Annotated in this window: 25 protein-coding genes and 1 riboswitch; of the genes, 12 read left to right on the top strand and 13 right to left on the bottom strand. The window is 65.5% G+C overall.

All coding sequences use genetic code 11. The annotated features are described in order from the left end of the window. Positions 1-18 precede the first annotated feature (18 nt). From CSC67_RS12980 to gshA, 6 genes are all read right to left on the bottom strand, one after another. Entirely contained in the window at positions 19-1,656 is a 1,638-nt protein-coding gene (locus tag CSC67_RS12980) for a PepSY domain-containing protein (RefSeq protein ID WP_118994943.1), read from the bottom strand. 40 nt (positions 1,657-1,696) lie between these two features. Continuing rightward, a complete protein-coding gene (locus CSC67_RS12975) occupies positions 1,697-3,865 on the bottom strand; it encodes a TonB-dependent receptor (RefSeq protein WP_245220225.1) in 2,169 nt (722 codons plus the stop codon). A gap of 177 nt (positions 3,866-4,042) precedes the next feature. Next, entirely contained in the window at positions 4,043-4,432 is a 390-nt protein-coding gene (locus CSC67_RS12970; RefSeq protein ID WP_167752888.1) for a DUF2946 domain-containing protein, read from the bottom strand. 64 nt (positions 4,433-4,496) lie between these two features. Next, positions 4,497-5,822, bottom strand: a complete 1,326-nt coding sequence (locus tag CSC67_RS12965; RefSeq protein ID WP_118994941.1) for a sodium-dependent transporter — start codon at positions 5,820-5,822, stop codon at positions 4,497-4,499. A gap of 28 nt (positions 5,823-5,850) precedes the next feature. Next, entirely contained in the window at positions 5,851-6,471 is a 621-nt protein-coding gene (locus CSC67_RS12960; RefSeq protein ID WP_118994940.1) for a glutathione S-transferase family protein, read from the bottom strand. A 40-nt stretch (positions 6,472-6,511) separates the two neighbouring features. After that, complete coding sequence (gene gshA / locus CSC67_RS12955; protein ID WP_118994939.1) at positions 6,512-8,092, bottom strand: glutamate--cysteine ligase; 1,581 nt, start codon at positions 8,090-8,092, stop codon at positions 6,512-6,514. Between the two features lie 192 nt (positions 8,093-8,284). Between gshA and CSC67_RS12950 the strand changes: the two genes are divergently transcribed. After that, positions 8,285-8,812 (top strand): hypothetical protein, encoded by a 528-nt coding sequence (locus tag CSC67_RS12950; protein WP_118994938.1) that lies wholly within the window; start codon positions 8,285-8,287, stop codon positions 8,810-8,812. Here the strand turns inward: CSC67_RS12950 and CSC67_RS21660 are convergent. Further along, positions 8,739-9,023, bottom strand: coding sequence for a helix-turn-helix domain-containing protein (locus tag CSC67_RS21660; protein WP_118994937.1), 285 nt, complete (start codon positions 9,021-9,023; stop codon positions 8,739-8,741). The two genes, CSC67_RS12950 and CSC67_RS21660, sit on opposite strands and share 74 nt — an antisense overlap. Before the next feature lie 200 nt (positions 9,024-9,223). Then, a riboswitch (SAM riboswitch) is annotated at positions 9,224-9,302 on the top strand. Between CSC67_RS21660 and metX the strand changes: the two genes are divergently transcribed. The 5 genes from metX (at position 9,292) to CSC67_RS12920 (ending at position 14,172) form a co-directional block, all read left to right on the top strand. Beyond that, positions 9,292-10,602 (top strand): homoserine O-succinyltransferase MetX, encoded by a 1,311-nt coding sequence (gene metX / locus CSC67_RS12940; RefSeq protein WP_209304323.1) that lies wholly within the window; start codon positions 9,292-9,294, stop codon positions 10,600-10,602. (Overlaps the previous riboswitch by 11 nt.) Next, entirely contained in the window at positions 10,599-11,270 is a 672-nt protein-coding gene (gene metW / locus CSC67_RS12935; protein WP_245220224.1) for a methionine biosynthesis protein MetW, read from the top strand. The genes metX and metW overlap by 4 nt, the downstream gene beginning before the upstream one ends. A 31-nt stretch (positions 11,271-11,301) precedes the next feature. After that, on the top strand, positions 11,302-12,555 hold the full coding sequence (locus CSC67_RS12930; RefSeq protein ID WP_425337654.1) for a muropeptide transporter: 1,254 nt from the start codon (positions 11,302-11,304) through the stop codon (positions 12,553-12,555). Between the two features lie 114 nt (positions 12,556-12,669). Continuing rightward, positions 12,670-13,449: an exodeoxyribonuclease III gene (locus tag CSC67_RS12925; RefSeq protein ID WP_118994935.1), complete on the top strand. Its 780-nt coding sequence runs from the start codon at positions 12,670-12,672 to the stop codon at positions 13,447-13,449. A 144-nt stretch (positions 13,450-13,593) separates the two neighbouring features. Continuing rightward, positions 13,594-14,172: a YceI family protein gene (locus tag CSC67_RS12920; protein WP_118994934.1), complete on the top strand. Its 579-nt coding sequence runs from the start codon at positions 13,594-13,596 to the stop codon at positions 14,170-14,172. Between the two features lie 33 nt (positions 14,173-14,205). Here CSC67_RS12920 and aqpZ read toward each other — a convergent pair whose 3' ends face one another. Then, positions 14,206-14,949: an aquaporin Z gene (aqpZ, locus tag CSC67_RS12915; RefSeq protein ID WP_118994933.1), complete on the bottom strand. Its 744-nt coding sequence runs from the start codon at positions 14,947-14,949 to the stop codon at positions 14,206-14,208. Positions 14,950-15,141: 192 nt separating this feature from the next. Then, positions 15,142-15,843 carry a hypothetical protein gene (locus CSC67_RS12910; protein WP_425337650.1) on the bottom strand — a complete coding sequence of 234 codons (702 nt, stop codon included), beginning with the start codon at positions 15,841-15,843 and terminating at the stop codon, positions 15,142-15,144. Positions 15,844-16,042: 199 nt separating this feature from the next. On the opposite strand from CSC67_RS12910, the gene CSC67_RS12905 reads away from it, so the two are divergent. Continuing rightward, positions 16,043-17,422 (top strand): GGDEF domain-containing protein, encoded by a 1,380-nt coding sequence (locus CSC67_RS12905; RefSeq protein ID WP_118994931.1) that lies wholly within the window; start codon positions 16,043-16,045, stop codon positions 17,420-17,422. Between the two features lie 63 nt (positions 17,423-17,485). Here the strand turns inward: CSC67_RS12905 and CSC67_RS12900 are convergent, their stop codons facing one another. After that, positions 17,486-18,448 carry a methyltransferase gene (locus CSC67_RS12900; RefSeq protein ID WP_118994930.1) on the bottom strand — a complete coding sequence of 321 codons (963 nt, stop codon included), beginning with the start codon at positions 18,446-18,448 and terminating at the stop codon, positions 17,486-17,488. 136 nt (positions 18,449-18,584) lie between these two features. On the opposite strand from CSC67_RS12900, the gene CSC67_RS12895 reads away from it, so the two are divergent. Both CSC67_RS12895 and pyrE read left to right on the top strand, forming a co-directional pair. Beyond that, positions 18,585-20,030 carry an iron-containing redox enzyme family protein gene (locus tag CSC67_RS12895; protein ID WP_245220222.1) on the top strand — a complete coding sequence of 482 codons (1,446 nt, stop codon included), beginning with the start codon at positions 18,585-18,587 and terminating at the stop codon, positions 20,028-20,030. 185 nt (positions 20,031-20,215) lie between these two features. Beyond that, positions 20,216-20,914: an orotate phosphoribosyltransferase gene (pyrE, locus tag CSC67_RS12890; RefSeq protein ID WP_118994928.1), complete on the top strand. Its 699-nt coding sequence runs from the start codon at positions 20,216-20,218 to the stop codon at positions 20,912-20,914. Here the strand turns inward: pyrE and gatB are convergent. The 3 genes from gatB to gatC are packed head-to-tail and all read right to left on the bottom strand — an operon-like array spanning position 20,883 to position 24,171. Further along, entirely contained in the window at positions 20,883-22,337 is a 1,455-nt protein-coding gene (gatB, locus tag CSC67_RS12885) for an Asp-tRNA(Asn)/Glu-tRNA(Gln) amidotransferase subunit GatB (protein ID WP_118994927.1), read from the bottom strand. The genes pyrE and gatB overlap by 32 nt on opposite strands. Further along, on the bottom strand, positions 22,337-23,863 hold the full coding sequence (gene gatA / locus CSC67_RS12880) for an Asp-tRNA(Asn)/Glu-tRNA(Gln) amidotransferase subunit GatA (RefSeq protein ID WP_118994926.1): 1,527 nt from the start codon (positions 23,861-23,863) through the stop codon (positions 22,337-22,339). Before gatA ends, gatB begins: the two co-directional genes overlap by 1 nt. A gap of 2 nt (positions 23,864-23,865) precedes the next feature. Continuing rightward, a complete protein-coding gene (gatC, locus tag CSC67_RS12875) occupies positions 23,866-24,171 on the bottom strand; it encodes an Asp-tRNA(Asn)/Glu-tRNA(Gln) amidotransferase subunit GatC (protein ID WP_118994925.1) in 306 nt (101 codons plus the stop codon). A 172-nt stretch (positions 24,172-24,343) separates the two neighbouring features. On the opposite strand from gatC, the gene CSC67_RS12870 reads away from it, so the two are divergent. From CSC67_RS12870 to mreD, 3 genes are all read left to right on the top strand, one after another. Then, the gene (locus CSC67_RS12870) at positions 24,344-25,387 is read left to right on the top strand and encodes a rod shape-determining protein (RefSeq protein WP_017525311.1); all 1,044 of its coding nucleotides are present in this window, start codon (positions 24,344-24,346) and stop codon (positions 25,385-25,387) included. A 96-nt stretch (positions 25,388-25,483) separates the two neighbouring features. Beyond that, entirely contained in the window at positions 25,484-26,371 is an 888-nt protein-coding gene (gene mreC / locus CSC67_RS12865; RefSeq protein ID WP_118994924.1) for a rod shape-determining protein MreC, read from the top strand. Further along, complete coding sequence (gene mreD / locus CSC67_RS12860; RefSeq protein ID WP_118994923.1) at positions 26,349-26,933, top strand: rod shape-determining protein MreD; 585 nt, start codon at positions 26,349-26,351, stop codon at positions 26,931-26,933. Before mreC ends, mreD begins: the two co-directional genes overlap by 23 nt. The last annotated feature ends 12 nt before the right edge of the window (positions 26,934-26,945 follow it).

Below are 26,945 nucleotides of genomic sequence, written 5' to 3'. Positions count from 1 at the left end.
GTCCCGGCGGGGCACCGCCTACGTCGGAACGGCCCGCTGGCGCCGCCGCAGCCGGCGCCAGCCCAGCACCGTGCCGGCGGCCGACACCACGATGCCGCCCAGGCTCAGCGCGATCAGGACCGCATCGCGCAGCGCATGCGTGTCCAGCAGGGCCGGCGTGTCCCAGCTATGCAGAAAATAGAACAGCCAGCGGCCGATGCGCTGCGAGCGCGACAGGCTCATGCCGACTTGGCCGGTGGTCAGATCCAGGTAGACCCGTGTTTGCTCAGGGTCGTCGAAGTCGAGGCGCAGGGCGGGCAGGCCGCGCACGAGGGCGCCGTTCATGGCCTCGGAGTGTCGCTGATAGTAGTAGGTGTCGTGCTTTGTGACGAGTGTGGCTCGCAGCAGCGGCGCGGGAAACAGTTTGCGCGCCGCGGGCTCCACCTCGGCGGCCGTCAGGGCTCGCAGCACCATGATGTCGTCGCCCAGCATCTTGACGATGCGGGTGCGGGCCAGCTTGTCGTAAGCCAGCACGTAGGCATGGCCGTCCAGACGCTGCCACGCCAGTTCGACGGGACGAAAACCCTGGCCCTGCAGCGCTGCAATGACGCGCGCGGGATCGGCCAGGGGCCCCGGCGGCGCGTGCGTATCGCCCGCATAGGCTTGCAGGTCGGGGCCGTGTCGGGGCGAGAAGACTTCCATGGGGTTCATCGACATCAGGCCGCTGAATATCCAGGTGCAGACGAAGCCGCCGAACAGCAAGCCGGCCACGTGATGCCACTTCATCCAGGGTTCGCGATAGGGCGAGCGCGATCCCGATTTGTATCGGCGGGTGAAGCGCCAGCGCCAGATGCCGACGCAGACCCCGCTCAATGCGGACAGCGTGCCCACCAGAGACAGGACGATGACCGTCCACGACCAGACAGGGTCGGCCGAGGTGGTGCGGAAAGCGTAGAGCCAGTGCAGCCAGGCGCCGACGTAGTTCCATTGCCGTTGCGCCGCCGATACATCCAGCACCACCTGTCCGGTGCGGGAAGAGATATAGAGGGTGGCGGGTTCGGGGGCCGAGATCTCGACCTTGTGCAGCGGGCGGTGGCCATCGAGGCCGCGCGAATGGGTCCATCTGTCTTCCTGGACGAGGCCCCCGTAAACCGCGTGGACCCGCGTCTGTGCCGCAGACCTCTGCATGGCAACCCGCTCTTCGCTCCGGTCTGCCCCGTCCGTTTGCCAGGCGGCGGCAAGTTGCTCCGCTTGCATGCTTGAGGCGCTCGTTTCCCGGATGAACCATTGAGCGGCCCGCATGGCGTCTTCAGCATTTGCCTGCGCTTTCCGCGCCGCCCCCGATGCGCCGTCATACACATTGGGCTTGCCGCCCCCGGTGGCGACATAGACCGGGACGCCGGCGATCGAGGTCAAGACGAGCTTGCCGGACGAGGCCATTGTTCCCGTCCGGCCGGGGCCCGCCGCATCCGCCGCGTCGTCCAGCGCTGCGCAGCAGCTTTGCGGATCGAGCTCGGGCAGGGCGGCCAGCCGCTCCCAGGGCGTGAGCTTGGGATAGCCAACGTACAGCATGACGATGCCGCTGACGAACCACGCGAGCATCAGCAGGCAGCCCGCGATGCCCGTCCATCGGTGCGCCAGGTACATCAGGCGCTTTGCCTTCGAGGCTGTGCTCATGCGCTCCGTCCTTTTCGTGTCGACAAGCCCTGGGTCCGGCTCAGAAGCGATGGTTCAGCGTCAGCTCGAAGCGCCGCCCCGGCCCATACAGCCACTGCGTCGGCGTGTAGTAGGCGGTGGTGTAATAGGCCTTGTCGAACACGTTGTAGCCGCGCGCCGTGATGGTGGTGCGCTTGTCGACTTGCCAGCGCAGCGCCAGATCGGTGCTGGTGTACGAAGGAAGCTCGAGGGTGTTGGCATTGTCCGCATAGCGCTTGCCCACGTACTGCACTCCTCCCATGGCGGTCCAGCCGGGACGGAAGTTCCAGCTCAACCACACATTGGCAAGCTTTTGCGCCACGTTGGGCGGGACATTGCCCCGGCGCGATACCGCGGCGGGCGGCGAGCCCGCCGACTCGTCGAAGTCGTCGTAGCGGGCGCGCAGTATCGTGCCGTTGGCTTCCAGCGTCCAGCCGCGGGCGAACTCCAGCGCCAGCGACGCCTCGATGCCGCGCGACGATTGCGCGCCCACCTGCACCCGCTGGCTGGGATCGTCGGCATCGCGGGTCAGCAGGTTGGTTTTTTTGATGTGGTAGGCGGCCAGCGTCCATTCGCCCTTGCCTTGCCAGAAGCCCTGTTTCAGGCCCACCTCGATCTGCCGTCCTTCGGCCATCTCGAATTCGCTGTTGGCCGGGCTGAGCATGAGCAGGCCGCTGACCGGGTCCGCCGCCTGGGCGTACTGGGCGTAGATCGTGAAATCGGGGCGAAGTTCGTAGACGGTGCCCAGGCGGTAGCCCACGTTCGAATAGCTGCGGTCCAGCGTCCGCGCATCCGCGATCAGGTCGTCGCGCCGCACGGCGGCGTGGTCGTAGCGCACGCCCCCCAATATCGACCACTTGGGCGTCAGCTTGAGGCGGTCTTCCATGAACAAGGCGTATTGGACAGCCTCGTTGCGATAGCGCGGCAGAGTCGGAACGTCGCTGTGGAAGTAGCCCGGTACGGGGTCATAAGGGTCGACGGGGCCGGAACTGCCGGTGTAGGTATTGTTGCTGTGCTGGAAGCTGCTGCGATTGACATCGAAGCCGACAGAAACGGTATTGGGCAGCGAGCCCAGGCGCCCCTCCAAGGAAGCGTTGGCCGTGAAGCCGGTCTGCTTCTGGTCGTGATGGATCTCGGTATTGTCCGACCGGTCGATCAGGCCCGAGGCCGGGTCGTGGATATAGCGTTCGGCGTTGCGCCAGTCGCGCTTGCTGCGCACGTGGTAGAGCTTGGCGCGTATCGTGGCCGATTCGCCGGGCGTCCACAAGGCATCGAGCTCGGTCCATTGGTCGCGGTGCCGTATGACGCCGTCCTCGACGTTGTAGTTCTTCTTGCGCAGGGCGTCCAGCTGCCGGCCGTCGACCAGCGGGGTGCCGAAATAGGCCATGGGCTTCTGGTAGCCATAGGCGTGGCTGAGCCTCAGGCTCAGGTCGGGCGCGGCCTCCCATTGCAGGGCGCCCGAGAACGTGGCGTCGCGCGACTCGCCCCGATCTACCCAGTTATCGGAGCGGTTGCCGCTTAGATCGACGCGATACGACACGGTGTCGCTGAGGCTGCCGCTGCTGTCCAGGCCGAGCCTGGCGGTGTCGTCCGTGCCGGCAGTGGCCTGGATTTCATTCTCTATGGGCCCATGGCGCGGCTTTCTGGGCACGATGTTCACGACGCCGCCTATGGCGCCGTCGCCGTATATTACCGAGGCGGGCCCGCGCAGCACTTCGATGCGCTCCACCGGCCAGGTGTCGAATGGAAAGGTGACGCCCACGCCGCCATACTGGCGCAACCCGTCGTACAGGCGCATGACCGAAGTGCTGTCGGTGAATCCGCGCGAGGACAGCGACGAGCCGCCATTGCCGGGGTGGCCCATGGCGCTGATGCCGCCCGCGCGGGTAATGGCCTCGGTCACGCTGGCCTGGCCGCGCGCCTCGATCTGCCGGCGGTCGATGATGTCGATGCTGGCGGGCGTCTCGCGCGGGGTGAGATCCAGGTTCGAGCCGGTTTGGGCCGGCCTGTCCAGGTTCGGCGTTTGTTCGCTGGATACGACAATGGGTGCAAGCGTGTCGGGCTGGTTTTGCGCCAGGCCCTGGACGGGGCCGAGCGCCAGCGCCGCAATGAGTCCCGCGGCGGCGGGTCCGGCGGCGCGCGGGCGCGTGCGAAGCATCTGCTCGCAGAGCATGAAAGAAGAGGCCGTCATGGCTATTTCCTGATGAGGCGCGATCCGGCGATGCGGCAGGGGCGCGCAGCCCGCCGCCGCCGTCGAGCAGATCACGCAGCGCCGCCGGCCGTGGCGTGGCGGCATGTGTGATTCGGGAAGGGAGTGCCTGCCGGATGCATCGGCCGGCATGGACCGATGCGTGCAGGCTGGACGGAATCAGGAAATGGCGGGAGGCGCCCGGGCGAGCGGGATGGTCCAGGTGGCGGAGCCACGCGCCGGCGAGGTTTCAGCCGCGGCGATGCGCAGCACGACGGCGGCGCTCGCAGCCGGCGCGAGCGAGGGAAGCTGGGGCGTGGTGGAGGGTTGGAAGCAGAGCAGGCAATGGCCCTGATGGGCGCTGCCATCGTCGGTGAAAGCGGAGTCCGGGTCGCCGTCGATTTGGATGGCGACCAGTTCGGGGCCGTCCACACTGCAAAGCTGAGTCCAGACCGTGCGCGATGCCTCATGCCCGCCCAGGGCCATTCCGAGGGAAGGGGCCAGCGTTGCGAACAGGACTGCGATGAGGACCAGCCAACTGGTGGGCTGTCGCGCTTTGAAGCGTGCCATGGGCATCGAGGGTACCGGACTAAGCGTGAAATCTTAGCATGGGCCTAGGGCCTGTCAACAGGTCCTAGCCGCGCAGCCCGTTCCACAGAATGATGCCGATGGCGATGGGCGTGATCACGCCGATCAGGATGCGGCGCCAGGCAGCGGCGGGACCTTGCCGCGGCGCGCCGTACCACTCTTTCTGCAGCACACGCCAGATCACCCAGCCGCCGAACAGCGCGGTGAACAGGCCGCCCACGGGCAGCATGATGTTGGTGGCGACGAGATCGAGCCAATCGAAGGCGTTGCGATCGCCCCACTGCAGCGCGGGCATGCCGGTCATGCTCAGCGAGGCGAGCACGCCCACCAGAAACAGGCCGACGCCCGCCACGGCGCAGGCGGCGCGACGGCTCATGCCCGCATGCTCCATCAGAAAGGCCACCACCACCTCGAGCATGGAGATGGAGGAGGTGAGGGCGGCGATGAAGAGCAGCGCGAAAAAGACCGTGCCGAACAGATTGCCCCAGGGCAGGTAGGAGAACACGATGGGCATGGTGACGAAGGTGAGGCTGGGGCCCGCGCCCTGGTCCAGCCCCAGGGCGTAGGCCGGCGGCAGGATGAGCAGGCCGCCCAGCACGCAGCTGAGCAGCGTCAACAGCGCCACGGTCAGGGCCGAGCGGTTGATGTCGGCGCTGGCCGGCAGATAGGATCCGTAGGTGGACATGATGCCCAGTCCCAGCGACAAGGTGAAGAAGGACAGTCCCAGGGCGTCCAGCACGGACTGCATGGTCAGGCCGCTGAAGTCGGGGACCAGGAAGGCCGAGACGCCCGCCCAGGCGCCGGGCACCATCAGCCCGCGCACGATCAACAGGCACATCATCAGGAACAGGCAGGGCATCAGCACCTTGGCGATGCGCTCGATGCCCCCGCGCACGCCGCCCGCCACGCCGGCGACGGTGACCAGCATGAACAGGGCATGATAGACGAGCGGCAGCCAGGGATGTTCGGCCAGGGCGGAAAAATTGGCGCGCAGCGTGTCGGGGTCGCGCGTCAGCGCGGTGGTCATGCTCTGCCAGATGTAGGCGATGGTCCAGCCACCCACCACGCTGTAGTAGGACATGATGGTGGCGCTGGCCAGCACGCCCAGCAGTCCCACCAGCCCCCAGCCGGTGCCGCCCAGCTTGCGGTAGGCGCCGAAAGCCCCGGCGTTGCCGGCCCTGCCTATGGTCATCTCGACGCGCAGCAGCGCCAGGCCTATGGTCAGGGTCAGCGCGGTGAACAGCAGCAGGAAGGCGCCGCTTCCCTGATGGGCTGTAACGTAGGGGAACTTCCAGATGGCGCCCAAGCCCACCGCCGAGCCGGTGGCGGCAAGAATGAAACCCAGATTCGAACCCCAGCGTGCACGGTCCATGCGAGTCCTTTGATGCGGGGCGTGGTGCTCAGGTGAGCGGGATCATCACGCTTTTCCGGTAGGCGGGCCTGCCGGTCAGGCCTTGGTACCAGGCCTGCAGGTGAGGCAGGTCGGGCCGTTCGATGGGCATGTTGAACCAGGAGTAGGCGATGCAGCCAAGCGGGATGTCCGCCACGCCCAGCGCCTCGCCCGACAGGAAGGGCTGCTTCGACAGCGCCCGGTCGGCGATGGCCAGAAGGCCCCGGAGGTCCTGCAGGCCTTTTTCGGCGGCGGCATGGTCGCGCCGTTCCGGCGCGAGTCGCACGGTATTCCAGAACAGCTGGCGATAGGGCTCCATGATCGTGCTTGCCACCCAGTCCATCCACATTTCGAGCCGCGCACGTTCCGCCGCGCCGGCCGGATACAGGTGGACGGCGCCGTGCCTGGCGGCCAGGTAGCGCACGATGACGTTGGACTCCCACAGCACGAGGCCGTCGTCCTCGATGACGGGAACCAGGCCGTTGGGATTGAGCGCCCGGTAGGCGGGTTCGTCGACCACGCCGAAGGGGCCGCCGGCATCGACGCGTTCGTACGAAAGGCCGAGCTCTTCGGCGCACCACAGCACCTTCTTGACGTTGACCGAGTTGGTCCTGCCCCATATCTTCAGCATGGCGACTCCTTGGTGTGGTGCCCGCCGGCGGCGGGCGGGTTCAGGCGGCCGCGGCGGGGCGCAGCAGGCCGGCGTGATAGCGCGCGACGTAGTCGTCGAAGCTTTCAGTATCGCTTTGTTCGAGTTGCGCTTGGACCCGCAAGGATTCGGCCGCTGCCTGCCGGAGCTCTTTCTCGGCGTCATGGTTCAGCGGCGAGGCGAGCAGCGCATCGCGATGCGCGCGGCTTTGGCGCAGGGTGAGCTCGTGCAGGCTGACGCCCTCCTGGCGCATCTGCCGCAGCAGCGTCGCCGACGGAGTGGCTTTGGGATCATCGATTTTTTTCTGCTGCGCCAGCACGGCCTGCCGGTGTGCATCGCCGGACACGCCGGCATCGAGCAGGTCGGCGTAATCGAGCATGCGGCCGAGCAGCTCGTCGCCCCAGTCGCGCAGGCTCACAGGCCCGTCGCGTCGCGCAAGCATGAGGCCGGGCTTGCGCCCTTCGGTCGAGACCACGGCGAAGTTGTCGTGGCTGTCGGGGCAAAAGCCGTTCTGGGGAAAGAAAGGGCTGTCCTCGACGGCGCAGAACAGCAGGAAGGTGTCCATGAAACGGCTGGTTTCGGCGCTGATGCCCAGGGGCTGGTAAGGGTCGATGTCCAGGCAGCGCACTTCGATGTACTGGACGCCGCGGGCCGCCAGCGCGGTGGACGGGCGCTCGCAGCGCTCGACGCTGCGCTTGGGCCTTATGCTGGAGTAGAACTCGTTCTCGATCTGCAGCACATTGGTATTGAGCTGTATCCATTGGCCGTCGCGATGCGTGCCGATGGCCTGATAGGCCGGCCAGGGCGTGGTGACCGCATCGTAGATGCGCCGCAGGAAGGTCTCGATATCGTTATAGCAAAGCTGCAGCTCGGATTGAGCCTTGTCCTTGTTGTTGTAGCCGAGGTCGCTCATGCGCAGGCTGGTGGCATGCGGCAGATAAAGCGTATCGCCGTCCAGAATGTGCAGGCCATGCGGCGCATCGCCCAGGAAACCGCGCGACACCGCCGGCGAGGCGCCGAACAGATACATCAGCAGCCAGGAATAGCGGGTGAAATTGCGTATGAGCGCCAGATAACCCTTTGAGCGGCGTTCGGCCAGGCTGGCGCCTTCGGTATCCAGGATGTCCCAGATGGCATCGGGCAGCGAGAAGTTGTAATGGACGCCGGCGATGCATTGCATGGCCTTGCCGTAGCGTTCGGCCAGGCCGCGCCGGTAGACGTGCTTGAGCATGCCGGTGTTGGAGGTGCCGTACCAGGCGATGGGAATGTCGGCCTCGGCCGGCAGGCGGCCGGGCATGGACTGGTTCCAGATCAGCTCGCCGCCGATGCGCGCCGCCACGAATTTATGGATGTCTTCGAGTTCGGCCAGCAGGCCGGGCACGGTGCCGTGGGTGCCGGTGATGAGCTCGAGCAGGGCCTCGGAGTAATCGGTCGTGATATGAGGGTTGGTCAGCGCGCTGCCCAGATCCGGAGGGTGGGGCGTCAGGGCCAGGGCGCCGCTCGCGTCCACGCGCAGGCCTTCTTTTTCGATGCCGCGAAGTATGCCCGCGAGCATCGGAATGTGGGGCCGCAGCAGGCTGTGGCGTGGAAGGCTGTCAGTCATTGGAGGATTCTTTCGCTTTATACGGATATTTCGGGCGATTTTACCCGAGCGCTTGCGAAGCATTGAATAAGCGATTCGCACATGCACGGGGCGCGGCGGCGTGTCCCGAGCTTCCCTTAAAATGCCCGGATGGGTTTATTGTCGGCGATTTTTGGGTACAAGGCGGAAATTCGCCGCTGCGGGATGTCAGGCATGTGGAAAAACAGAAAGAGGTCGGTACGGATTTTTGCGGCGGCGCTGTCCTTGGCGCTGGTCGCGGCCTGTTCGCCCGAATACAACTGGCGCGAGGTTACGGTGGACGACGGGGTCGGCATGGTGATGTTTCCCGACAAGCCCCGAAGGCAGGAACGCAGCCTGAGCTTCGCGGGACATGCGCTGCGCTTCACCCTTACCACCGCCGATATCGGCGGCACCATTTTCGCCGTGGGGCACGCTCCCTGGCCCGAACCCATGCGGGCGGACGAAGGTTTGCGCCAGGGCATGGGCAAAGAGGTGATGGCGTCGCTGTACCGGAACCTGGGCCGCGAGGCGCCCGCCGAACTGCCCGAGTTCGGACAGCTTTTCGAGGTGACCGGCCCAGCGCCGCCCGGCATGCGGCTTCAGGCGCGAGTCTGGCTTGCCGAAGGCGGGCTGGTGGAGGGCATCGTCATGGGGCCTGCCGACCGCTTTCCTGGCGCCGCCGCTCAGGAGTTTCTTGATTCGGTCGCAAAGGGACGCTGACCGCCTGCTGGCGGGCAGGCAACTGGCCGGTTCGATACGCGATGGTGATGGCTGCCTGTCGGCCGCGCACCTGCAGCTTGTGGCTGGCATTCTGGATGTGAAAGTTGACGGTGCGTTCGGTCACGCCGAGGATCATGCCGATTTCCCAACTGGTTTTTCCCATCGCGGCCCAGTGAAGACATTCGAGCTCGCGAGCCGTCAGCGGCTTCATTCAGTGTCCTCCGTTCTGCGGCAAAAAAACGCCGTCCAACTTTTTATTGCTATACATATTTAAATGTATCAATTTTATGCGAACGGGTAAATCCGGCGCGGACAAAAGCACGTCGCGCCAAAGCGGGACATCCGGGGCCCGGTCGGGATCGACAAGCGGCGCATCGGCCGGCGGCGGGGCGCTTGGTGCTAGAATAAGGCGATGTTTGTGGCGCCGATTTGCCTGATCCGCTTGCGGGCGCCTGATAAATCCAGCTAAAGAGGTCCGCATGGTCCCGTTGCATACTTCTACCGAAACCGACGCATCCACATATTCCGATCCGGCGCCGTCCCAGGGCGTTCAGCACGGAACACCGCCGCCCGGAGCCAGCCTGTCCGGCGCCGTCCAGCCCGTGGCAGTCCCGCCGGGGTCCGTCGGCCTGGTTTCTCCCCGCTTCATCGCCTTCAACGAACCGCTGCAGCTAAGCAGCGGCCAGGTGCTGCCGTGCTACGAACTCGCCGTCGAGACCTATGGCATGCTCAATGCCGAGCGCAACAACGCGGTGCTTATCTGCCATGCGCTCAATGCCTCGCACCACGTGGCGGGCATGTCCGCCGACAATCCCAAGGACATAGGCTGGTGGGACAATATGGTCGGTCCGGGCAAGGCCGTGGACACCGACCGATTTTTCGTGATCGGCGTCAACAACATCGGTTCATGCTTCGGGTCGACCGGGCCGGCCAGCATCAATCCGGACACCGGCAAGCCCTGGGGGGCGGCCTTCCCCATGCTGACAGTCAAAGACTGGGTGCTGGCCCAGGTTCGCCTGGCCGATCACTTCGGCATCGAGAAGTTCGCCGCCGTGATGGGCGGGTCGCTGGGCGGGATGCAGGCGCTGGGATGGGCCATCACCTGCCCCGAACGCATAGCGCACTGCATCGTCATCGCCAGCACGCCGCGGCTTTCGGCCCAGAACATCGGTTTCAACGAAGTGGCGCGGCGGGCCATTATTTCTGACCCCGACTTCCATGGGGGCGATTACTACGCCCATGGCACCGTGCCCAGAAAGGGTTTGTCGGTGGCCCGCATGATAGGCCACATTACATATCTTTCAGACGACGACATGGCGGCCAAGTTCGGGCGCACACAGCGTTCGCCGGCGCAGAATGGCGAATACCATTACGGCTACGACGTCGAGTTCGAGGTTGAGTCCTATCTGCGCTATCAGGGCGAGAAATTCTCCACTTATTTCGACGCCAACACCTACCTGCTGATCACGCGCGCCCTGGACTATTTCGATCCTTCGCGCGCCCATGGCGGCGATCTGGCCAAGGCGCTCGCCGTTGCCAGCGCCGAATTCCTGCTGGTGTCGTTCAGCACCGACTGGCGCTTTCCCCCTGCGCGGTCGCGAGAAATCGTGGAAGCGCTGCTTAAGAACCGGACGCCGGTCACCTATGCCGAGATCGACGCTCCCCACGGGCATGATGCCTTCCTGCAGGGAGATCCGCGATACCATGCGGTGGTGCAGGGCTACTATGACCGTATCGCGGCCCAACTGGGCCTGCCCGGGCGGCAAGCGGTGAACGGGGTGCTGGCATGAGCGAGACACGCACCCTTGCCGCGCGGGACGCGCTGCGGCGCGCCGACGAAGCGCCGAGCCAAGCGGCCACGCGAGCCATACGCCCCGACCTGGCCCGCATCGCAAGCTGGATAGACTCCGGCAGCCGGGTTCTGGACCTGGGCTGCGGCGACGGCACGCTGCTGGCGTATCTGCGCGACCAGAAGCAGGTGGAGGGCGCGGGGGTCGAGTTCGACGACGCGCGAGTCATCAGCGCCGTGCGGCGCGGGGTCAGGGTCATACAGCAGAACCTCGAAGAAGGCCTGGCGCTGTTCGACGACCAGCAGTTCGACTCGGTGGTGTTGTCCCAGACGCTGCAAGCCATGCATCACACCGAGCACATCCTGAGAGAGATGGCGCGGGTGGCCCGCTACGGCATCGTGTCGTTTCCCAATTTCGGCTACTGGCCGCACGGCTTTTCCATCCTGCGCGGACGCATGCCGGTCACCGGCGAGATGCCCTACCAATGGTACGACACGCCCAATATCCACCTGTGCACTCTGAAGGACTTCGAGGCGCTGGCGGCCAAGCTCAAGCTGCGCATCACCCACCTGGCCACTTTCAATGGCGGAAAAGAGGTAAAGTTCCTGGCGGGCTGGCGCAGCACGCTGGCTGTTTACCGCTTCGAATCGCCCATGGCGGCGAAGTAAGAACAATCCAAATTCAATTCCGGGGGCGACCATCGCTTCACTGACCAACGTCTATGCCAGCCCGCGCGTCATGCCGCTGCTGGTGCTGGGCTTTGCCAGCGGCCTGCCGCTGGCGCTCACCAGCGGCACCCTGCAGGCCTGGGCCACCGTTGCGGGCGTATCGCTGCAGAACATCGGTTTTCTCACCCTGGTGGGCACGGCCTACACGCTCAAGTTTCTGTGGGCGCCGCTGGTGGACCGCTATGCGCCGCCCTTTCTCGGACGCCGGCGCAGCTGGATGTTCTGCTGCCAGGTGCTGCTGGCGCTTTCCATTGCCTGCATGGGCCTGCTGTCGCCCGCGAACAACTTGGGCTGGCTGGCGCTGCTGGCGGTGCTGGTGGCTTTTCTGTCGGCCACTCAGGACATCGCCTTCGACGCCTACAGCACCGACGTGCTGCGCGACAGCGAACGGGCGGCGGGGGCGGCACTGAAGGTGCTGGGCTACAGGCTGGCCATGATCGTCTCGGGCGGACTGGCCCTGGTGCTGGCCGGAACCTGGCTGGGATGGGAGCACACCTATATGCTCATGGGCGCCTTCATGCTGGTCTGCGCCGTGGCGACTCTGCTGGCCCCGGAGCCCGAAGTGGTGGCGCAGCCGCCGCGCACGCTCGGGCAGGCGGTGGTCCAGCCCCTGGCCGAATTCTTCAGCCGCCGCAGCGCGCTCATGATTCTGCTGCTGATCGTGCTGTACAAACTGGGCGACGCCTTCGCCGGAGCGCTGTCCACCACCTTCCTGCTGCGGGGCGCCGGCTTCAGCACCGAAGAAGTCGGCATGGTCAACAAGATATTCGGCCTGGCCGCCACGATAGTGGGCGCGCTGGCGGGCGGGGCCCTGATGTCGCGCATGGGGCTTTATCGCTCGCTGATGTGCTTCGGCCTGCTGCAGGCCGTGTCCAACTTCGGCTATTGGGTGCTGGCGGTCACACCGCCCCATCTGTATTCCATGGCCGTGGTGGTGGGCGTCGAGAACATCTGCGGCGGGCTGGGCACGGCCGCCTTCGTGGCGCTGCTGATGGCTCTGTGCAATCAGCGTTTTTCCGCCACCCAGTTCGCCTTGCTGTCCGCCCTGTCGGCGGTGGGCCGCACTTATCTGGCGGGCCCGCTGACCCCGCCCCTGGTCGAGAATCTGGGGTGGCCCACGTTCTTCATTCTGACGGTGCTGATCGCCGTGCCCGGCCTGGTGCTGTTATGGTGGAAGCGCCGCGATATCCGCGGCCTCGATAGCACCGACGAGGCGGCTGCCTGAGCCGCGGTGCACGGCGGGCGGCAAGAGCGGCTCGCCAGCACGGTCCTGCGCGGCCGCTACGATATACCGGAATTCCGGCGTTATTTTGTCTGTCTTTAAAGTTTGGGTGATGTCATGCGTGTAATTTCCGCCAATCTGAATGGAATCCGTTCCGCGACCAGCAAGGGTTTCCTGCCCTGGGCGGCCGAGCAGAACGCCGATTTCATCTGCCTTCAAGAACTCAAGGCCCAGGCGGCCAACATGACTCCCGACATGCTGGCGCTGCCGGATTGCAAGGGCTACTTTCATTACGCCGAGAAAAAGGGCTACAGCGGAGTCGGCGTCTACGCCCGTCACGAACCCAACGACGTGATCGAAGGGCTGGGCGTGCCGGAAATCGATGCCGAAGGCCGCTATCTGGAGCTGGTCTACGACAAGCTGGCGCTGATTTCCGTCTACCTGCCTTCGGGCTCCAGCGGCGAACATCGCCAGACCGCCAAATTCGCCTTCATGGAACATTTCTTCGGCCACCTGCACGATCTGGCCCGGCGCGGCTGCCAGGTAATCCTGTGCGGCGACTGGAACATCGCCCACAAGGAAATCGACCTGAAGAACTGGAAAGGCAATCTCAAGAACAGCGGTTTCCTGCCCGAGGAGCGCGCCTGGCTGACGCGGGTCTTCGACGAGCTGGGCTGGGTGGACGTGTATCGGTCGCTGTATCCCGAGGCGACGGGCGACGCCTATACGTGGTGGAGCAATCGCGGCCAGGCCAGGGCAAAGAACGTCGGCTGGCGCATCGACTACCAGATCGCCACGCGCGACATCGCGTCGGCGGCAAGGCAGGCCTCCATCTACAAAGAGCAATGGTTCAGCGACCACGCTCCCCTCACGATCGACTACGACTGGAAGCTTTAGGCCTGTCCTTTTAGCATCAATAGGCCTTTTGATGCCCATCAAGGCGGGCAGCCATCGTTTATGCTGACAATAGCTTGAACGTTCCGCTGCGGACATTGTCTGTATCGGACGTAGTTTTCCCCCGCATATTGAACAGGAGCCATCATGAAGATTGTTGCCAGCGTCCTTGCCGCGGCGGCCATTGCCGCGGCCGGCAGCGCCCACGCCGCGCCCTTGCGCTACGAGGTCGACCCCGACCACACCTTCGTCACGTTCGAAGTGACGCACTTCAACACGTCGACCGTGCGCGCGCGCTTCGACACCATCAAGGGATTCGTGGAGCTCGACAGGCAGGCCGGCCAGGGCCGCGCCGAAATGGCCATCGATGCGTCCTCCATCAGTTCAGGGGTGCCCGACTTCGACAAGCACCTGAAGAGCGCGGATTTCTTCGACGTGGCCAAGCATCCCGAGGCCACCTTCGTCAACAAGTCGTTCAAGTTCGAGGGCGATGAGCTCAAATCGATCGAGGGCGAATTGACGCTGTTGGGCCAGACTCATCCGGTCACGCTCGAGGGCAAGCGCTTCAACTGCTACGACCAGCCGGTCCTGAAGGCGCCGGTGTGCGGCGGAGACTTCGAAACCACCATCAAGCGCAGCCAATGGGGCATGAACTGGGGCATCGACATGGGCGTGCCCGACGACGTGCGGCTGCTGATACAGATCGAGGCCGTCCAGCAGCAGTAACCGGACGGCCCCGAAGAAAGCCCGGCGGCGGGCTTATGCCGTCGCGGGGCTTTCGTTGTGCTGGCCCGCGGGTGCGGCGCCGCTTCGGGGTTCGCACACGCAGCGATACAAGACGCCGCCCAGGATGCCGCCTACGATGGGGGCAAGCCAGAACAGCCACAGCTGGTCCAGCGCCCAGTCGCCGACGATCAGGGCCGGCCCCGTGCTTCGCGCCGGGTTGACCGAGGTGTTGGTGACGGGAATGGAAATCAGGTGGATCAGGGTCAGGCACAGGCCGATGGCGATGGGCGCGAACCCGGCCGGGGCGCGCCTGTCGGTCGCTCCCATGATGACGAACAGAAAAGCCGCGGTCAGCACGATCTCGATGATCAGGCCCGCCCACAGGGAGTACTGTCCGGGCGAGTGCTCGCCGTAGCCGTTCGAGGCCAGGCCGCCGGCAAGGCTGAAGCCTTCCTGGCCGCTGGCAACGACATAGAGCACGGCGGCGGCGATGGTGGCGCCGATCACCTGCGCGATGATGTAGGCGGGCAGCTCCCTGGCGTCGAAGCGCCCTCCGGCCGCCAGGCCGATGGATACGGCGGGGTTCAGGTGGCAGCCCGATATATGGCCGATTGCGTAGGCCATGGTGAGTACGGTCAGGCCGAATGCCAGGGCCACTCCGGCAAAGCCGATGCCCAGTTCGGGAAATCCGGCGGCCAGCACGGCGCTGCCGCAGCCGCCCAATACCAGCCAGAATGTGCCGATGAGTTCGGCCAGCGTGCGTTTCGTCAAGCTCATGATTGTCTCGCGTGTGATGGTTGGTGTGAAAAGGCCGCGGTCTGCAGGGCTTCCTGCGGCTCGGTCGAAGCGATTCTATCCACGCGATGGGGGCGGACCGCTCTTGCGGCCCCTGAAATTGACACTTGTTGACATGAAGGCCGCGGCGGGCGGGGTGACCGGCGGAGACCTTGCCTTCCGTGGTGCGCCGGCTCAGCGAACCGGCAGGAAGTTGAAGAACAGCAGGCCCTGCATGTAGTTGATGCCCACGCGGCGCACGTTCTCGTCCAACAGGTTGGCCACCAGGTCGAGCCTGCCGACCAACTGGCCGAATTCACGCTCGAAGCTCAGGTTGGTGGCTTCGTCGGACATCTCGTTGGCCAGCAGCAGGAGGTTGCCGTGTTCGTCGCGGCGGCTGGCCAGCAGCCATGCGGCGATCTCCACGTTGCGGGCGGCGTTGTAGACACGCCGGGCGTCGAGCACGTCCGACACGTAGAAGCGCGTCTTGCCGCCGTGCGACTGGATGACCATGTCGGCCAGGCCCAGCACGAAGGCGGCGACCCGGTCGCCTTGATATTGCGGATCGAGCGACACCGACAGTATCTGGATATCGCGCAGGCCCTGCAGGTCGGCGGGAGTGTGGCCCGACTCGATGGCCTTGCGGCCCTGCCGGACGGCGGCATCCAGGTCGGGCGCGCCGGTCTTGCGCCATTCCCGCGGGTTGCGGCGATATAATTTTTCCAGCAGACGCGCCAGGCTGTCCAGGTTGTCGCGCATGGCGATGGTGACCGTCCGGTTGAAGTCGGTCTGGGCCAATTGGTCGAACGACATGTCCTCCGCGGCCGGGCCTTCGCCATGGGTGACAGGCGCGGGGCTCGTGCAGGCGGTCAATCCCATCCCCGCAGTCAAGATCATCAGCGCAATCCGGCTATGATTCATTCTGTCCTGTTGTACATTCCATGCTTTTACTTTGCGAGCGCCAGGCTGGACGTCGTCCGGTCCTGCCGCTCATGACTTTATCAGAAAACCGGTAGCGGACCGCAGCCGGCGCCGGTCGTGCGTCGCCGGACGGCGGCGCGGATGCCGGTCTGGCCCATCAACCAGGAATCGATCTATGTTCAGCTTTTCCACCGAGCAGCTTGCCCTTGAATGGCGGGGGCTGCTTCAGCGTTTTCCGCTCGACCTCGTCGAGCGGGTGGGAGGGCTGGCCATTCGCCACCAGGTTGCGCTGGCCGACCATTTTTACGCCTGTCTGCTGAGCGACGCGGCGGCGTCCAAGCTGATCTCGCATGAGCAGGTCAAGACCCAGCTGCACAGCTCGCTGTGCGGCTGGATCGCCAAGGTGTTCGCCGCGCGCGACGGCGACGATCTCAAGCCGCTCGTGGCGCAGCAAAAGCACGTCGGCCAGGTGCACGCGCGCATCGATGTGCCGATCCATCTCGTGTTGCGCGGCGCCCGGCACCTGAAAGAACGATTCGCGCAATTCGTCCACGACGATGGCGCCTTCAGCGAAGCGGAACAACTGGAGGCCGCCAGGCTGATCCAGCTGGTGGTGGACCTGACCATGGAAATCATGGGCCAGACCTATTCCAGTTCCCATGATCGCTACAGCCGGACCCAGGAGGCCTACAGGCTGTTCGCGGTGGTGCAGAACGTCGCGACCGAAAGGCAGCGCCAGCGTGCCGCCTTGCTCGACTGGGAGAACAAGCTGATGTTCGATCTGGCCGTGGGCCAGACGGCCGCGCTGTTGCCGCGCATAGGCGCGAGCGAATTCGGCCTGTGGTTCCGGCACAAGGGCGCGCACGCGTTCGGAGGCATGGACGAGGTGGCGGAGATTCTCAAATCCATGCGGACGATCGACGAAGTGCTGATACCCGGTTTCAGCCGCGAAGACGCGACGCCTCTGGAGCGTTCGACGCGTTTGCGCGAGCTGCGCAGCCTTGCGCAGGCCATAGGCCTCGGGCTGGAGGCGATGTTTCGCCAGACCAATGAGCTCGAGGCGGGACGCGATGCGCTTACCCGCTTGCTGAACCGCAAGTTCCTGCCCGTGGTGCTGTCCAAAGAGCTGGCCTACGCCCGCCAGCACGACACCAACTTTGCCGTCCTGGCGCTGGACGTCGACCATTTCAAGAGCATCAACGACACCCATGGCCACGAAGCCGGCGACCTGGTGTTGCAGCAGCTGGCCGTCCTGCTCAGCAATAACAGCCGGGCGGGCGACTACATATTCAGGCTGGGCGGCGAAGAATTCATGTTGCTGCTGGTCGACCTGGACAAAGAGGCGGCGCTGCGCGTGGCCGAAAACATGCGCCAGGTGGTGGAGAACGAGCAGTTCGACCTGCCGGGCGAACACAAGCTGTCGCTTACGCTGAGCATAGGCGTGGCCATGTACGACGGCCATCCCGATTACCAGCATGTCATGCGGCGAGCCGACCGCGCCTTGTACAGGGCCAAGCAAGGCGGCCGCAACCGCGTGGCGGCCGCCCGGGACTGAGCCGGCGGCTCGACCTGCCGGCGGGTATCGCCGTCATCGGCTCACGGGCTCGAGGGGCGGAATCTAGCGGCTGTCCACCTGCAGCACCACGGCCGCTATTCTTTCCGCGTCCCGGTAGGCCGGGCTGTCCAGTTCCTCGCCGAACACGTCGGGGTCCATTTCCCGATAGCTCCATCGCCGGTTGTGCGAGCCATCGTCCAGCACGCGCCTGGCCGCTTCCAGGAAGGTGTCGCGGCCGTCGACGAAGGCCGTGCCGGTATAGAGCAGCATCGTGCCGCCCGGAGCCAGGCGCGGCAGCGCCGCCGCGAGCATGGCCGCGGCAAGCTTCTGGCCATGGCTGCCTCCGCCGTGCCGGTAGGCGCGTTGCATCGAATCGTTGAGATAGGGCGGGTTGGCGACGATGAGGTCGAAAGCGCCCGTCGCCCCGCCGAGCATGTCGCTATGGCGGACAGTCATATTGTCCGCCCCCGCTACCGCGGCATTTATTCGGGCCAGCCGCAGGGCCGAGGCGTTGATGTCCCCGGCCCATATTTGCGCGGCGGGCCGTGCCAGGGCGATGCTCAGCGCCCCGGCGCCCGTGCCGCAGCCGATGTCGAAGGCGCGGGCGATCGGCGTCTTGCAGCTGCCCAGATAATGCCCGATGGCCTGGACGAAGCGGTAGGTGTCGGGCCCGAAGAAGACCGCGTCCGCTTCTGTGGTCGGATAGGCGGAATGCCAGTAGAGTTGGCCGTCGAGCGAGGAAAGGCGCAGGCGGCTTCGCCAGCCGCCCTCGGCGGAGTCGAGGATTTGGGCCTGCTGCATCAGTGCGAAAAGCTCGCCGGGCAGATTCTCTGCCTTGAAGGGACGGCTCCAGCCCAGTATGCCGCGCAGATCGCCGGCCCACCGATTGCCTGGGCGAGAATTGACGCGCTCGTGCGTGGCGGGCGTGGGGGTGACGAAGCGGTAGCCCCGCTCGCGCGCGGCAAGCGCCAGGCGAACCAGGGCGCGCTCGGTGTCGTCGAGTGGCGGGCTGGACTGAGCGTGCATGGTACGGCTCGATCACGATGAAGAGCCGACAACATAGCACGCCGATGGATGCGGCGACAAACCGCCTTGCCTGCCGCCGCATGGGCATGTCGATTGCTGAACTTCGCCACGGCCCATGAGGCGAGCGGAGTTTGGAATGATGTCAGCCCTACCGATGTATCGAGCCGAGCAGGACGGCATGAAAGCGGCTCTGGAAGACGCCAGAGTGCGCAATTTGTACGAAGAACTATACCGGAGCATTCCGGACACCCGCGCGGGCGAAACGGGCCGCGCTTATCTGGACGAATGCCTGGAGCAGGCCGGCGGCCTGCCCTGCGACTTGCCCGAAGACTGGGACCGGCTGGAAGAATGGATGGCGCAACGGCACGAGGCCGTGGGCCGGCAGTATCTCGATTATCTGGCCGAACGAGAGGCGGGCGCGCCGCGGCGCTATTTCGGCAGCCGGTCCCACGCGCTGTATTTCCTTCAGGGCGTGGCGCCGACCAAGTTCGTCGACGGCTCATGGCTCTATGGCCTGCTGCCGCAATGGCGGGACGACCGTTACCGAAACCTGATCCGCATCTACCTGGAAGAGCTGGGTGAAGGCAGGGTGGAGGACAACCACGTTTCCATGTATCGCAAGCTGCTGGCGACCAACGGATGCGAACACGGCATGCCTCTGTCCGACGGGCACTACGTGCAGGGGGCCATACAGTTGAGCCTGGCGGGGAATGCGGCGCACTACCTGCCCGAAGTGGTGGGATTCAACCTGGGCTACGAGCAGTTGCCCCTGCATCTTCTGATCACGACGCACGAATTGAAAGAGCTCGGCATCGATCCTTATTACTTCCAGGTCCACGTCACGGTCGACAATGCGGGAACCGGCCATGCGCGCAAAGCCCTGGAGTCCGTGCGGGCCTTGTGCCCCGCAGACGACGAACGGAACTATTACAGCCGCGTCAGGCGGGGCTATTGCCTGAATGAACTGGGCGCGGGTACCGTCTCGGTCATCGCCTCCTTCGACCTGCAAGCCGAGGTGACGCGCGTGCTGGCGGAAAAAAGCGTGCACGGCCGCCACATGCATTCCAACTACTGCAAGGTGGCGGGCCGCACCGTCAACGATTGGCTCATGCGCCCCGGCGACGTGCCCGCTTTTCTGCGCGAACTCGAGCGTCATGGCTGGATCAAGCGGCATTGCGATCCGCTGCAAAGCCGCTTCTGGCGCCTGATCGAGGGCGAGTGCGCCGACATGTTCGGCGTTTTCAGCGGCTACGAGAAGCAGGTCATATACGACTGGATTTCAGGCGACTGGCAGGCCGGAAGCCCGACGGGGCCCGGAGCGACGCCGCAGGAAGAGCGAGATCGCCGCAGGACGGCGCTGCTGGCGCGGCGCGCGCTTCGAACCGGCCAGGCGGTCCTGCCTTCGGAGTCGCCGGGAGACTTCGGTGCAGAAATGCGCCGCTTCGAGGATGAGATCATGCAGGCGGGCGGCAGACACGAAGTGATGGACAGATTGACGGGAATGATGAGCCCGGCCGGCCATCATACGCCCATCGGCCTGATGGCCACGCGCATGTTCGGCCGCATGCTGGATCTGGCATAGCAGCGGCCAGCACTGCAACCGGACGGGGGGGCTGGATGCCGCTGTGCGAGCGTTGGCGAGCGCGCCCGGTGGGCCGGCGCATGCGCGTTTTCAAGCACTGATTATCGGCCTTCTCGGCATCCCGGTTTTATGGCCGGCGCTTTATGTTCGATAATATGGCTTTTCCAGCATTTATCAGTTGAGTCATGGCCGACACCAATTCCCGCACCGACTTCGTTCGTTTTTCACTAGAGCAGGGCGTATTGCGCTTTGGCCAGTTCAAGGTCAAGTCAGGACGGATCAGTCCGTATTTCTTCAATGCGGGCCTGTTCAACTCGGGGTCGTCCGTCGGCCGGCTGGCCAATTTCTATGCCGAGGCGCTGGTCGAATCGGGCATCGAATTCGACATGCTTTTCGGCCCGGCCTACAAGGGCATACCCCTGGCCACCGCCACGGCGGTCGCCCTGGCCAACCATCCAGCCACGGCCGATCGCAACATTCCCTTCGCCTTCAATCGCAAAGAAGCCAAAGACCATGGCGAGGGAGGCGTGCTGGTGGGGGCGCCGCTGCAGGGCCGGGTCGTCATCATCGACGATGTGATCACCGCGGGCACCTCGGTGCGCGAGTCGGTGCAGATCATCCGCCATTCTGGCGCGCAGCCGGCCGCCGTGCTCATTGCCCTGGACCGCATGGAGCGCGCCGGCGCCGACGACGCCCTGTCCAGCCATTCGGCCGTGCAGGACGTGGCCAAGACCTACGGCATACCGGTGGTCAGCATTGCTTCGCTGAGCGACATCATGGCGTTGATGGACGGCGACGCCCAGTTCGGCGAACACCGCGACGCCGTTGCCGCCTATCGCGACAAATACGGCGTCAGCTCAGCTTTTCCTTCAGAAGCTGATTGACCTGCTGAGGGTTGGCCTTGCCCTTGGCCGCCTTCATGATCTGGCCCACCAGTGAATTGAAGGCCTTGTCCTTGCCCGCGCGGTATTGTTCGACGATGGCCGGATTGGCGGCCAGCACCTCGTCGATCATGGCGCCGATCGCGCCGCTGTCGCTGATCTGCTTCAGGCCGCGGGCCTCGATGATGGCGTCGGGATTGCCGTCTTGTTCGCCGGCCCACATGGCGCCGAACACGTCGCGGGCGATCTTGTTCGAGATGGTGCCGTCGATGATGCGCGCGATCAGCGCCGTCAGCGCCGCGGGGGCCACGCGGCTTTGCGCAATGTCGATTTCATCGCGATTGAGGGTGGCGGACAGTTCGCCCAGTATCCAGTTGGCCGCCAGCTTGGCCTGGCCTTGCGGCAGTTGCGCGGCCGCCTGTTCGAAGTAGTCGGCGTAGGCGCGGTCCATCGTCAGTTGCGCGGCATCGTAGGCGGTCAGGCCCAACTCGGTCTCGAAGCGCCGGCGCTTGGCGTCCGGCAACTCGGGCAGCTCGGCCTTGATGCGCTCGACCCAGCCGGCCGTGATGGCCAGAGGGGGAAGATCGGGGTCGGGGAAATAGCGATAGTCGTCCGAATCTTCTTTGCTGCGCATGCTGCGGGTTTCGTCGCGGTCGGCGTCGTAGAGGCGGGTTTCCTGCCGGACGGTGCCGCCGTCCTCGATGAGCTCGATCTGCCGGCGGGCCTCGTACTGAATGGCCCGCTCGAGAAAGCGGAAGGAGTTGAGGTTCTTGATTTCGCAGCGCGTGCCGAATTCGGCCTGGCCCTTGGGACGCACGGATACGTTGGCGTCGCAGCGGAACGAGCCTTCCTGCATATTGCCGTCGCAAATGCCCAGCCACACCACCAGGGCGTGCAGGGCGCGCGCATAGGCCACGGCCTCGGCGGCGGAGCGCATCTCGGGCTCGGAAACAATTTCGAGCAGGGGGGTGCCGGCCCGGTTCAGGTCGATGCCGGTCGACGACTCGCCATGCGGGCCGGTGAAGTTCTCGTGCAGCGATTTACCGGCGTCCTCTTCGAGGTGCGCCCGGGTGAGATTGACGGTGTGCTCCTGGTCGCCGACGAAGAAGCGCAGCGAGCCGCCCTGCACCACCGGCAGCTCGAACTGGCTGATCTGGTAGTTCTTGGGCAGGTCGGGGTAGAAGTAGTTTTTACGGGCAAAGACCGAACGCGGGGCGATATGGGCGCCGATGGCCAGGCCGAAGCGGATGGCGCACTCGACCGCGCCCCGGTTGAGCACCGGCAGGCTGCCGGGCAGGGCCATGTCCACTTCGTTGGCCTGCGTATTGGGCGCAGCGCCGAATCGCGTGCTGCTGTTGGAGAATATCTTCGATTCGGTGGCGAGCTGGGTGTGGGTCTCCAGCCCGATGACGATTTCCCATTCCATCATTGCTGTTCCGGTTTACGTTGATGCCAGTCGGTCGCCTGCTGGAAGCGGTCGGCGATGGCCAGCAGCTGGCCTTCGCGAAAGTAGTTGCCGATGAGCTGCAGGCCGATGGGCAGAGGCTTGGCCGAGCCGCTGAAGCCGCAGGGAATGGACATGGCCGGCAAGCCGGCCAGGCTGACGCCCAGCGTATAGACGTCGGCCAGCCAGTCGGCGGTCGGATCGTCGCGGTTCTCGCCGATGCGCTTGGCGACCGTGGGTGTGACGGGCCCCATGATGACGTCGCAGTGGTCGGCGAAGGCCTGCTGGAAGTCCTGGGCGATCAGGCGCCGGATGCGCTGGGCCTGCAGGTAGTAGGCGTCGTAGTAGCCGTGGCACAGGACGTAGGTGCCCACCAGGATGCGGCGCAGGACCTCGGGGCCGAAGCCTTCGGCGCGCGAGCGGCTGGTCATGTCGGCCAGGTCGCCGTAAGAGGCGCTGCGGTGGCCGTAGCGCACCCCGTCGTAGCGCGACAGGTTGCTGGAGGCCTCGGCCGGCGCAATCACGTAGTAGGCGGGAATGGACAGCTTGGTGCGGGGCAGCGAGACCTCGACGCGGCGCGCGCCGAGCGATTCATAGGTTTGCAGCGCGGTCTCGACCGCCTGGGCCACTTCCGGGGACAGCCCCTCGTTGAAGAACTCGGCGGGCACGCCGATGCGCAGGCCCTGCAAAGGCTTGCCGCCCTGCTGGGCCGACCGGGCGGCGTCGAAGTCGGCGCGGACGCGCCCGGGCTTGTTGGCCGCGCCGTCGCAGTCGGGCAGGCTGGTGGCGTCGCGCTCATCGAAGGCGCTGATGGGGTCGAGCAGCTCGAGCAGATCGCGGGCGTGGCGGGCGAGGGGACCGGCCTGGTCCAGGCTGGAACCGAAGGCCACCATGCCGAAACGCGATACCGTGCCGTAGGTGGGCTTGATGCCGCTGACGCCGCACAGGGCGGCCGGCTGGCGTACCGAACCGCCCGTGTCGGTGCCGGTGGCGGCCATGACCAGGCCGGCGGCCACGGCCGCGGCCGAGCCGCCGGACGAGCCGCCGGGCACGGCATCGGCATCCCAGGGGTTGCGGGCAGGCCCGAAAGCGGAGTTCTCGTTGCCGGAGCCCATGGCGAATTCGTCGCAATTGAGCTTGCCCAGCGACACCGCGCCCGCCTGTTCCAGCAGGGAGACCACGGTGGCATCGAAGGGGCTGGTGTAGTCGGCCAGCATTTTGCTGGCCGCGGTGGTGCGCCAGCCGCGGGTGACGAAGACGTCTTTGTGGGCGATGGGGATACCGGTCAGGCTGCCGCCCCGGCCCTGGGACAGCAGGGCGTCCGCCGTCCGCGCCTGGGCGCGGGTCAGTTCGGCATCGACGTGCAGGAAGGCGTTCAGGTCGGAACGGGCCTGGACGGCGTCCAGGGCGCTGTCAGCCAGCTCGACCGCGCTGACCTTGCCCTGTCGAAGGGCCGCGCCCAGGGCTTCGATGGAATCGAATTCAGTGTGCAAAGGCATGGTGGGCATGTTTATTCGATGACCGTGGGCACGAGGAAAAGCCCCTCGGCCGTGGCGGGCGCGTTGGCCATGAGGGCGGAGCGTTGGGATTCATCGCCCGGCGCCGCCTTGTCGTCGCGCAGGCGCAGGCTGATGTCCTGGTGCGCGGAAAGCGGGTGGGCCAGGGGCTCGACGCCCCGGGTGTCGACGGCCTGCAGCTGCTCGATCAGGCCGAGGATGCCGTTGAGCTCTTGGCGGGTTTGCTCGGCGTCCTCGGGCGAGAGGGCGATGCGCGCCAGATGGGCGATGCGCGCGACGTCTTGGTCGGTGATAGCCATGAAGAGGGTCTTTTGGGGAGCGCCCCTGAATTGGGGGAATGCCCTGAATTAACTGTAAGGGGACGATAAATGACTGCTAACTTGAGTAAATTATAAGTTATCATTAAAAGCTTAGCCGTCAATGGCTGGCCGTCCTCGTATTCCAATCTCTTCAGACTCCTCTTCTTAGCACATGTTCGGATTTCTGCGCAGCTACTTTTCCAGCGATATGGCGATCGACCTGGGTACCGCCAACACGCTCATCTATGTCCGAGGCAAAGGCATTGTGCTCGACGAGCCGTCGGTGGTGGCTATCCGGCACGACGGCAGCGCCAGCGGCAAGAAGATCATCCAGGCCGTGGGCCGCGAGGCCAAGCAGATGCTGGGCCGCGTGCCGGGCAACATCGAAGCCATCCGCCCCATGAAAGACGGCGTCATCGCCGACTTCACCGTCACCGAGCAGATGCTCAAGCAATTCATCCGCATGGTGCATCCGCGCAGCATGTTCGCGCCCAGCCCGCGCATCATCGTCTGCGTGCCCTGCGGCTCCACGCAGGTCGAGCGCCGCGCCATCCGCGAATCCGCCCTGGGCGCGGGCGCCAGCCAGGTGTTCCTCATCGAAGAGCCCATGGCGGCCGCCATCGGCGCCGGCCTGGCCGTTTCCGACGCCAGCGGATCCATGGTCGTCGACATCGGCGGCGGCACCACCGAGGTGGCGGTCATTTCGCTGGGCGGCATGGTGTACAAGGGCTCGGTCCGCGTCGGCGGCGACAAGTTCGACGAGGCCATCATCAATTACATACGCCGCAACTACGGCATGCTCATCGGCGAGCCCACCGCCGAGCTGATCAAGAAGGAAATCGGCTCGGCCTTCCCGGGCGCCGAAATCCGCGAGATCGAGGTCAAGGGCCGCAATCTTTCCGAAGGCGTGCCGCGCAGCTTCACGGTGTCCTCCAACGAAATCCTCGAGTCCCTCACCGATCCGCTCAACCAGATCGTCTCGGCGGTCAAGACGGCCCTCGAACAGACGCCGCCCGAGCTCGGCGCCGACATCACCGACAAGGGCATCGCCCTGACCGGGGGCGGGGCGCTGCTGCGCGATCTCGACCGCCTGCTCCAGGAAGAAACCGGCCTGCCCGTGGTGGTCGCCGACGATCCGCTCACCTGCGTCGTGCGCGGCTGCGGCGAGGCCCTCGAGCATCTTGAGCGGCTGGGCACCGTTTTCATTTACGATTGACGCGGCATGTCCCGGTTTCGCGCCGGGGCATCGCGGTTTTTTAGCGTTGACAGGCCCCATGCCGCCGGGCGTGTTTCCAGGCAAGCGCGATAGACAATGCAAGAACAAGGGACGATCAGGCTATTCAAGCGTGGACCGACCGCGGAGCTCCGGCTGTTCATCTTCGTAGTCCTGTCGCTGGCCCTGCTCATCGTGGACACGCGCTGGCGCGTGCTCGATCCGGCCCGCGAGGCGGTATCCATCGGTCTTTATCCCTTCCAGCGGGCCGTCATGGTGCCGCGCGACCTGATTGCCTCCGTAAGCAACTGGACCGACGCCGCGTCGGTGGCGCGCACCGAGAAAGAAGCCCTGCAGCGCCAGCGCATCGAACTGGCGCAAATCGCCACGCACGCCGCCCAGTTGTCGGCCGAGAACCAGCAGTTGCGCCGCCTGCTCAGCGTGGCCGACATGGTGGTCCAGCCTTCGGTCGCGGTCGAGGTCCTGTACGAGCCGCCCAACGCCTTTACCCGCCATCTGGTGTTCGACAAGGGCCGCAACAGCGGCATCCTGCCCGGCATGCCCGTCATCGATGAGGGCGGCGTGGTGGGTCAGATCGTCCGGGTCACGCCCTTTACTTCCGAAGCCGCCCTGCTTACCGACGACAAAGTCTCCATCCCGGTGCAGGTATTGCGCAACGGCCTGCGCCTGATCGCATTCGGAGGCCATCCCGGCGGCAAGGTCGAGGTGCGCTACCTCACCAACGACACCGACATCGAGCCCGGCGACGTGCTGGTCACCAGCGGGGTGGGCGGGCTGTTTCCCGCCGGCCTGTCGGTGGCCAAGGTGGATGAAATCCAGCGCGACAGCGCGTCGGGGTTTTCGATGGCGGTGGCGACGCCGCTGTCGCACCCCGAGCGCTACCGCCATTTTCTGGTGCTGAGGGTCGAGCCCAGCCACCGCGACGCCACACAGGACGAGTCCGATGGATCAGCGCCGTCCGAATAGCTCCCGGGCGGCTCTGCCCGTCCAGCGCAAGTCGTCGCTCAGCTCGCTCGAGCCGATCGACGTCGCGCCTTTCCGCCGGCCTTCCGGAGGGGTGTTCATCTGGGGCACCATCGTGCTGGTGTGGCTGATTTCGCTGCTGCCCTGGCGCTTGTGGCAGCCGGCGCCCGACCTTCTGCTGCTCGTCATTCTTTTCTGGTGCCTGAACGAGCCGCGACGCATCGGCCTGACCACGGCTTTCGTATTCGGCCTGCTGATGGACGTGCATGACGCCGGCCTGCTCGGCGAGCAGGCCTTGAACTATGTGCTGGCCGCCTATGGGGCCATTGTCCTGACGCGCCGCCTGCAGCGCTTCAGCGCGCTGGCCCAGGCCGTGCACATCCTGCCCGTGGTCGTGGCGTCCGAAGCCGTGACGCGCATCATCCATGCCTGGCTGGCGGGCGAGTGGACGGGCTGGGCATGGGTGTGGTCGGCCCTGTTCACGGTGGCCCTGTGGCCGCTGGCCGACATTCTTCTGCATCTACCCCAGCGGCGCCAGGACGAAATCGACGCCGGCGCGGGCTAGCGTCAATACCGA

Source organism: Pusillimonas caeni (assembly GCF_003545815.1).
In the GTDB taxonomy this organism is placed as follows: domain Bacteria; phylum Pseudomonadota; class Gammaproteobacteria; order Burkholderiales; family Burkholderiaceae_B; genus Pusillimonas; species Pusillimonas caeni.
This window is presented reverse-complemented; position numbering and strand designations above follow the sequence as displayed.

Coding starts and splice junctions, on each gene's coding strand:
- CSC67_RS12980 (WP_118994943.1), bottom strand. CDS start 1,656: ATGAGCACAGCCTCGAAGGCAAAGCGCCTGATGTACCTGGCGCACCGA.
- CSC67_RS12975 (WP_245220225.1), bottom strand. CDS start 3,865: ATGACGGCCTCTTCTTTCATGCTCTGCGAGCAGATGCTTCGCACGCGC.
- CSC67_RS12970 (WP_167752888.1), bottom strand. CDS start 4,432: ATGGCACGCTTCAAAGCGCGACAGCCCACCAGTTGGCTGGTCCTCATC.
- CSC67_RS12965 (WP_118994941.1), bottom strand. CDS start 5,822: ATGGACCGTGCACGCTGGGGTTCGAATCTGGGTTTCATTCTTGCCGCC.
- CSC67_RS12960 (WP_118994940.1), bottom strand. CDS start 6,471: ATGCTGAAGATATGGGGCAGGACCAACTCGGTCAACGTCAAGAAGGTG.
- gshA (WP_118994939.1), bottom strand. CDS start 8,092: ATGACTGACAGCCTTCCACGCCACAGCCTGCTGCGGCCCCACATTCCG.
- CSC67_RS12950 (WP_118994938.1), top strand. CDS start 8,285: ATGTGGAAAAACAGAAAGAGGTCGGTACGGATTTTTGCGGCGGCGCTG.
- CSC67_RS21660 (WP_118994937.1), bottom strand. CDS start 9,023: ATGAAGCCGCTGACGGCTCGCGAGCTCGAATGTCTTCACTGGGCCGCG.
- metX (WP_209304323.1), top strand. CDS start 9,292: ATGGTCCCGTTGCATACTTCTACCGAAACCGACGCATCCACATATTCC.
- metW (WP_245220224.1), top strand. CDS start 10,599: ATGAGCGAGACACGCACCCTTGCCGCGCGGGACGCGCTGCGGCGCGCC.
- CSC67_RS12925 (WP_118994935.1), top strand. CDS start 12,670: ATGCGTGTAATTTCCGCCAATCTGAATGGAATCCGTTCCGCGACCAGC.
- CSC67_RS12920 (WP_118994934.1), top strand. CDS start 13,594: ATGAAGATTGTTGCCAGCGTCCTTGCCGCGGCGGCCATTGCCGCGGCC.
- aqpZ (WP_118994933.1), bottom strand. CDS start 14,949: ATGAGCTTGACGAAACGCACGCTGGCCGAACTCATCGGCACATTCTGG.
- CSC67_RS12910 (WP_425337650.1), bottom strand. CDS start 15,843: ATGATCTTGACTGCGGGGATGGGATTGACCGCCTGCACGAGCCCCGCG.
- CSC67_RS12905 (WP_118994931.1), top strand. CDS start 16,043: ATGTTCAGCTTTTCCACCGAGCAGCTTGCCCTTGAATGGCGGGGGCTG.
- CSC67_RS12900 (WP_118994930.1), bottom strand. CDS start 18,448: ATGCACGCTCAGTCCAGCCCGCCACTCGACGACACCGAGCGCGCCCTG.
- CSC67_RS12895 (WP_245220222.1), top strand. CDS start 18,585: ATGATGTCAGCCCTACCGATGTATCGAGCCGAGCAGGACGGCATGAAA.
- pyrE (WP_118994928.1), top strand. CDS start 20,216: ATGGCCGACACCAATTCCCGCACCGACTTCGTTCGTTTTTCACTAGAG.
- gatB (WP_118994927.1), bottom strand. CDS start 22,337: ATGGAATGGGAAATCGTCATCGGGCTGGAGACCCACACCCAGCTCGCC.
- gatA (WP_118994926.1), bottom strand. CDS start 23,863: ATGCCCACCATGCCTTTGCACACTGAATTCGATTCCATCGAAGCCCTG.
- gatC (WP_118994925.1), bottom strand. CDS start 24,171: ATGGCTATCACCGACCAAGACGTCGCGCGCATCGCCCATCTGGCGCGC.
- CSC67_RS12870 (WP_017525311.1), top strand. CDS start 24,344: ATGTTCGGATTTCTGCGCAGCTACTTTTCCAGCGATATGGCGATCGAC.
- mreC (WP_118994924.1), top strand. CDS start 25,484: ATGCAAGAACAAGGGACGATCAGGCTATTCAAGCGTGGACCGACCGCG.
- mreD (WP_118994923.1), top strand. CDS start 26,349: ATGGATCAGCGCCGTCCGAATAGCTCCCGGGCGGCTCTGCCCGTCCAG.